This window comes from Bacillus cereus group sp. BfR-BA-01441 (assembly GCF_022663075.1).
Classification (GTDB): domain Bacteria; phylum Bacillota; class Bacilli; order Bacillales; family Bacillaceae_G; genus Bacillus_A; species Bacillus_A cereus.
Map to the genome: position 1 here is coordinate 1 of NZ_JAKUEU010000142.1, position 6823 is coordinate 6823.

A 6823-nucleotide genomic window follows, 5' to 3' on the forward strand; every position below is an offset into this window, starting at 1 on the left:
GGTTCTTACTGGCAACAACATTTTGCTGGATTTGGAAGAATAAAAGGATAATATAATCAGGAGGTTAATATGGGACGTTCAGAAAAGAAATCTTATAAGGGTGTTTATACTAGTGTTGTTCTAGGCATTACAACTGTAGCTTTAGCGTTTACTACTTTCCATTTTAAAGCGGAAAGTAGTGAATATCAAAATACCGCTAGGGAATCAAAGGCGCAAGTTGAAAAGGTAGCAATGGATTATAAGAAATTAAATACAAAATATGAGGAATTACAAAAAATAAATGGTTTAAATGCTAATGAAATGAAAGCAAAAGATATTATTACAAAAGCGATGAATACTTTGTTTAATTATAATAATGAAAATTATGTTAAACGATTTGATTTGGCTAAAAAATATATGACAGATCAAGCTGTTGAGAATCAAAAAGGTTCTGGTGGGGATGCGAAAGCACCTAAAATTAGAATTGAAAAAAGGGTCGAAAATATAGAGGTGTACAGACAGGTTATAGAAGATAAAAACATTAACGCTCTAGTACAAGTTAAATCCACTTATAGTGTAGAAACAAAAGATAATCCAAGTGTAAGTGAATTATATAAAGTGAAAGTAAATTTAGAGAGTAATAAAATTGAAGAGTTTGAGTTGTTAGGTATAAATAATACATTTCAACATCCATAAAAATAAGTGATTAGAATGTATAGTGAATATATATTCTTTGTATATTCACTATACATTCTATATACAATGTGGTATAATGATTGTATATTAATCCTACATAGTATCGGAGGTGTTGGTTGTGAATAAAAGTGATCTTGATGGTTATAAAAGTAAGTTTAGTATTTTATTAGAAAAAGTGTTGTACAAATTGTTTGTTGTCCCAGTAAATTATGAAAAAAGTAGGATGATGACAAGGTATGGTTTAAATGAAGAGGTAGAAACAGAAAATGATTTTTTAAGAGAGCATTTAGAAAAATTTAGATTTAAATTATTTTGTTTCTATTGTTGTATAGGATTTATAGCAATAACTCTTGTTGGAAGCTTGATATTTTTCTGGATTCCGCAATGGAAAGGATTATTGTAATGAATAGAAAAAGATGGATCAAAGTGATTTTGAGTGTATTTATCTTAGTATTTTCGTTTTCTTTCTCTCTCTCAACCTATGCTGTTGAAACTGGTGGTGGTAGCACCTCGGCCGATGATGCGTTGAATAGGGATGAAGGAACATTGAAGAGTGAAATGGATAAGAATCTTAAAGAAAACAAATTTGATGGATCTGGACTAAAAGAAGTTCCAGAAGGAAAAGGGAAACTTTATGATGCTTATAAAGATGAAATTGAAAAGTGGAAAGAAGCTAGGGAAAAAGTTACTGGCAAAGGCTCGGCTGATCCAGATATTGATTTAATAAAAAAATTAAATTATGTAAAAGGTGAATTTGATTGTGGTTGGACAGAAGTTTCTTGTCATATTACAAATGTTGTGTATGGTTCGACAACTAGTATTATTAATTGGACTATGATCCCTTTTTCAAAGGTTGTTTTAAAACCATCAGATATTTTACAAAACAACATTTTAAATGATTATCTAAGTGCATTTCGTGCAATCACAAGAGGTTTACTATTATTATTCTTTATATTCCAAATCTTTAAAATGGTTGCTTTACGTTTAACAGATATGCAAAGTGCTACACAAGAAGGAAACGAAAAAGTAATAACCTTTGTAATTGCTGGATTTTTAGTGTTTGGATATGTTTCTTTCTTTAAAGCTATAATGAATATTCAGTATTTAGTCAATTATCCATTAATGGCTGGATTATCAGCTACAGAAAATGTAGGAAGATTAATGTCATTGAATATGATGTTTATGGGTTCATTTAGTATGACAATTATTTTCTTAGCAATTGTGGCTGTTTTAATTTTAGTCTTAATTCTACAAATGTATTACTCTATAGCTTTAATCAGTGTTCTGTATGTAACAGGGCCTGTTGCAATTACGACAATGTTAAATACAGAATACAATTTCTTTAATGTTTGGTTGAGAGTTCTGATTTCTAGATTATTAACAATGGGGTTACAAGCTTTATGTGTTGTTCTTGGAATTAGAACATTCGCTCATTTAAGTTTTGATCCTGTAACAACATTAACGGATTCAATCACTGGTATTGCATTTTTCATTGTAGCAATTACAATTCCTTCATTATTAGGACAGTTCGGTAATAGTTCAGGTAGTGGTAGAGCTATGATGAGTGGAGCTAAATCAGTGACTAGATATTTATCTAGAAGATAAAAATAGTATATTCAATATATAAAGAATGTATATTCACTATACATTCTTTATATTTTGTGGTATGATATTTATATACAAATCCTATAAAGTATTGGAGGTTCGGAATGTGCAAAGGGTTATTAATCGTTACGGTGAAATCATAATTTCAGGGAATGAAGGGGTATATAAAATTCCTTATTCTAAGTTAAGTCCCAGTGCAACTAAAGACAGCTTATCTCTTGCTTATATTCAAGGTATAGAAAAATTTGGTATGAGTGAATTGTTTATTTACTCTACAGATCTTCGGAATAATGGTGATTATTTTGAAATGGAATATGATCTACGTAATAAAAAGCCTTTTATTGATGTGAGGTTTTATGATTTTTCACAACAATTATTAATTTTTAATTCACTTATTGAATTAGGGAAAATGGAGATTAAAACAAACCAACGTATTCTTTGGGAAAAAGAAAATTTCTTATTTGATACGCAATCATTCAATATCAAGGCATTGTTATTTGAATATGAAGGATTCCCTTTACATATAAAAAGAAGTTATGTAGATGGAATTAGGTCATTAATTTTCATTGGATTAACAACGCTAGATAAAATTTCAACAAAACCTAAAAGAAATGATTTTATAAATCAATCTGATAAAGTTATTGCATTTGCGGAAGCTATCTTAAATTCAAAAACACTTGAAGATATTGAGCAAGCAATTGAAAAGGCGATAAATGAGGAAGTAACAAAAATTGAAAATAAGGAAGAAGAAAAAGCGAAAAAATCAGGTAAATTTAAAAAGAAATTTTTTGGAAAAGGAAAGAAAAAAGAGAAAAAAGAACAAGTGGATTATAAAGATCAGCTAAAACAAAGCTTAAAAACTAGCGGTAATTCAAATCAACAGTTAGAAGAAGATACTCGCCCAATGGGTGTGAAAATCGCGGATAAAATTTTAACTCCTAAAGGTGGAATTATAACTATAAGTATGTTGGCGGTATTAACGTTTGGAGCTTATTATTATCCAACTCTTGCTACTAATAACAATACTGAATTAGAAGCTAAAGAAAAACAAGAGATTAAAGATAAGACCATTGCTTCATATAGAAGTTATATTTCAGGTAATAAAGAAAAAGCTTATGCTGACTTAGATCATATAGGGTATGACAACTTAGATGAAAAAGATAAAAAAGTTTTAATTGATTTTTATTTAGAACAGGGTAAGTATACAAAAGCCCTTAAAACTGAACCAGATTCAGCTTATAGAATAGGGGATAAATTTGTAAAGAAAATTTCTAAACAGGAAAAACAAGAAAGTAAAGAGGACTTTGAAAAAATCGTAATTGCTAGTGATGACAAGGTATTAAAATTTGATTTAGCTACGATTAACAAAGAATATCAATCTGTTATTAATATAGCTGGAAGTTTAAAGAAAATTAATGAAAGACGAGCGAATGAACTTGTTAAGGCTTACTATTTAACAAATCAAGAAGCTGAACTGGAAACCTTTATTAGAGAAAAAGAAAAGAAAGCAAGGAAAACAGAAGATATTGCATTAACTAATGAATTAATGGCATTAACCCAAATTCAACAACAATTAAATAATGATTATAAAAATTATAGTCAATTAGAAGGTGAATTTAATAAATTAAAAAAAGAATTAGATAATGCCACTAAAAATAATGAAGGGGATAAAGCAAAAGAGTTGCAAACGAAATTAGATGGGGTTAAAGGTCGAAAAGATAATGCATATAAACAACTTCAAAATCGCTATATAACTGTTAATTACGTAGAAGAGAATAAATAGATTGGAGAACAAAAGGGATGAATTTTTTTAGTGAGATATTTTCGGTATCTAATATTTTTCTAGTTTTGGGCTTTTTACTAGCTATGGGGGGATATTTGTTATTTTCATTTTATAAAAAAGTTAAACGTTTTCCAGAAAAGGTAACTTTAAATATTGCTATTTTATTATGTGTTGTAGGTGTAGTTTTATTATTCTTCGGATACGTAATGTAATTGGAAAGGGGTTTTAAAAGTGGCTAAACTTAGTAAAGAAGAAAAAATTGAAAAAAGAAAACGAGATTTACTAAGTGGGGCTAGAGAGAGAAGAAGAAGAAGGATCAATTTGATTCTTCTTTTCTCTAGTGTCCTATTAATCATTGGTTGTACTATATTTAGTCGAGTTTATGCAAAATTAAATGATTTACCTAGTGCAAAAGATGGAATTGAATCAGTTTATAAAACAGAAGATTTAGATCCAGCTACAATATCAACATTAAAAGATCCTAATTTTAAATATGTAATTAATGAGGATATGTTAAAAGAAAAGATTGAAAAAGATTCGAGCGAAAAGCCAGTATATGTAATGTTTTTTAAAGCTGATTGTAAAGCTTGTCATAAATTAGCACCAGAATTAAATGAAATCACGAAAGAAAAGCAAGTGAATTATTCTCAAATTAATGTTTTATTCTATAAAGATTTAATTAAGAAATATAACTTGGAAAAAGTACCTACAGTTATTAAATTTGAGAATGGTAAAGAAGTAGAACGAAAAGTTGGTCAAGATGTAGATTATAAAAATTTCATTCAATAAATTTTTGAACTTGTAGAGTTAAAGAAAATTTATAAAGAGGAGTGTCTTAATATATGAATACATTAATACTTGCTGAAAAACCAAAACAAGCTATAGCTTATTCTAAAATATTCCAGAAAACTAAAAGAGAACAAGGGTATATATCAGTTGAAGATCCTTTATTCCCTGATGGTGCTGTTATTACTTGGGGGGTAGGCCATTTGGTGGAATTAGAACTTCCACCAGCATATGGTGAAAAATATGCACAATGGAATATAGAGAATTTACCCTTAATTCCTAAAACAAATGAATTTAAGAAAAAAGTTGATAGCTCTAAAAAAGAACAATTTAATATTGTGAAATCATTATTAAATAAGTGCGAAGAGGTGGTTGTGGCTACCGATGCTGGGAGAGAGGGTGAATTAATTGCTTACTCTATAATTGAGCAAGCTAATGCACAAGATAAAACGATTAAACGTATGTGGTGTGATCAGCTAGTTGATTCGAAAATGCGTGAAGCATTTGAAAATCTTAGAGGGAAAGAAGAAACATATGGATACTACATAGAAGCACAAACGAGACAGTACGCGGACTGGATTGTGGGGATGAATGGCTCACCTTTAATTTCCATTTTAATCAATAAAAACTATAATTATCCTAAATTTGAAGTTTTTTCTCTTGGGAGGGTACAAACGCCAGCGTTATTTATGGTTTATGAGTTGGATCAAAAAATTGATTCATTTGTTTCTACTCCATTTTTTGAATTGCATGGGTTAGCGGAAACTGAATCTGGAACTTTCCCTGTAGAGTTAAAAGATAAAAGAAGATTTGATTCAAAAGAAGAATTAAATAAATTTTTAAAAGAACAAGGTTTAAAAAACGGCATGAATCATGGGCGAATTAAGAGTGTGGAGAAAAGTACAAAAAACCAAAAAGCACCTACTTTGTACAATTTAACAGATCTACAAAAAGAAGCTAGTAAGAAGTATGGATTTACAGCGAAAAAGGTTTTAGATACATTGCAAAATTTATATGACAATGGATTTGTTAGTTATCCACGTACAGATTCTAGAGTGATTGGAGAAAGCGAATTTAAAGATATTTTAAAATGTCGTGATGATGTGGCTGAAACATTAGATATTAAAGTTGAATGGGTAAATGATACTCCGAATAAATCATACGTGGACGATTCAAAAGTTGAAGAACATTCAGCTTTAATGGTGACATCGAAAACACCAGATATTGAAGGGTTAACACAAGATGAAAAAGCACTATACAAATTGATTGCAATTTCGAATTTAAGAATGTTTCTAGGTGATTACATTTATGACGTAACTAAAGCTACTGTAAGTCTTCGTGACGTTGAGTTTATCGCTTCTGGTAGAATTGATATTAATTTAGGTTGGAAAGTCTTAAATAGCTTCCTAGAGCCTTCAAAAAGCGATTCGAAGAAAAAGGGTAAAGAGAAAGAGGAAGAAGGAGAAAAAAGTCTTCCGATTTTAATAGAATCTATGCCTGTAGATGTTGATTTGAAAATGCATTCAGGTAAAACAAAACCACCTCAACGAATGACAGAAGCGAAACTTTTAGAAATGATGGAGAACCCTAATATTGAAGATGAAGATGATAAAAAAATCTTGAAGAAAACAAGTGGAATAGGAACTGTTGCAACTAGGGCTGATATTATTGAAAGGTTAAAATCGCTTAAATATGTATCTACAGAATCAGGCGGGAAATTAGTTACAACCACAAAAGGGAAAGTATTGTGTGAATCCTTGAAGGGAACGTTGTTTAGTAGTGCTAAAATGACAGCGAATTGGGAGCGATATTTAGAAAATATCCATAACGGTAAAGCTTCACAAGATGTTTTCTTAGAAAAAATCACTAACTATATGGAAGAATTAATTGAAACATTGCCAGAAAAATTGAAAATTAAAAAAGAAACAACGTTCGCGGAAATTAAGAAAGAACAAGAAGAAAAAGAAAAAATTG

Annotated in this window: 6 protein-coding genes; all 6 read left to right on the forward strand. The window is 29.8% G+C overall.

Annotated elements, in window-relative coordinates; translation table 11 throughout:
- Nucleotides 1-69: 69 nt before the first annotated feature.
- Nucleotides 70-675 (forward strand): hypothetical protein, encoded by a 606-nt coding sequence (locus MR107_RS28590; protein ID WP_098634715.1) that lies wholly within the window; start codon nt 70-72, stop codon nt 673-675.
- Nucleotides 676-793: 118 nt separating this feature from the next.
- Nucleotides 794-1078, forward strand: coding sequence for a hypothetical protein (locus MR107_RS28595; protein WP_001042952.1), 285 nt, complete (start codon nt 794-796; stop codon nt 1076-1078).
- Entirely contained in the window at nt 1078-2280 is a 1203-nt protein-coding gene (locus MR107_RS28600) for a conjugal transfer protein TrbL family protein (protein ID WP_242293040.1), read from the forward strand. The genes MR107_RS28595 and MR107_RS28600 overlap by 1 nt, the downstream gene beginning before the upstream one ends.
- Nucleotides 2281-2386: 106 nt before the next feature.
- Nucleotides 2387-4063 carry a hypothetical protein gene (locus MR107_RS28605; RefSeq protein ID WP_001189996.1) on the forward strand — a complete coding sequence of 559 codons (1677 nt, stop codon included), beginning with the start codon at nt 2387-2389 and terminating at the stop codon, nt 4061-4063.
- Between the two features lie 231 nt (nt 4064-4294).
- A complete protein-coding gene (locus MR107_RS31775) occupies nt 4295-4852 on the forward strand; it encodes a thioredoxin family protein (RefSeq protein ID WP_098780933.1) in 558 nt (185 codons plus the stop codon).
- 53 nt (nt 4853-4905) lie between these two features.
- The coding region (topB, locus tag MR107_RS28615; protein ID WP_242293041.1) for a DNA topoisomerase III at nt 4906-6823 on the forward strand (1918 nt) is incomplete at its 3' end.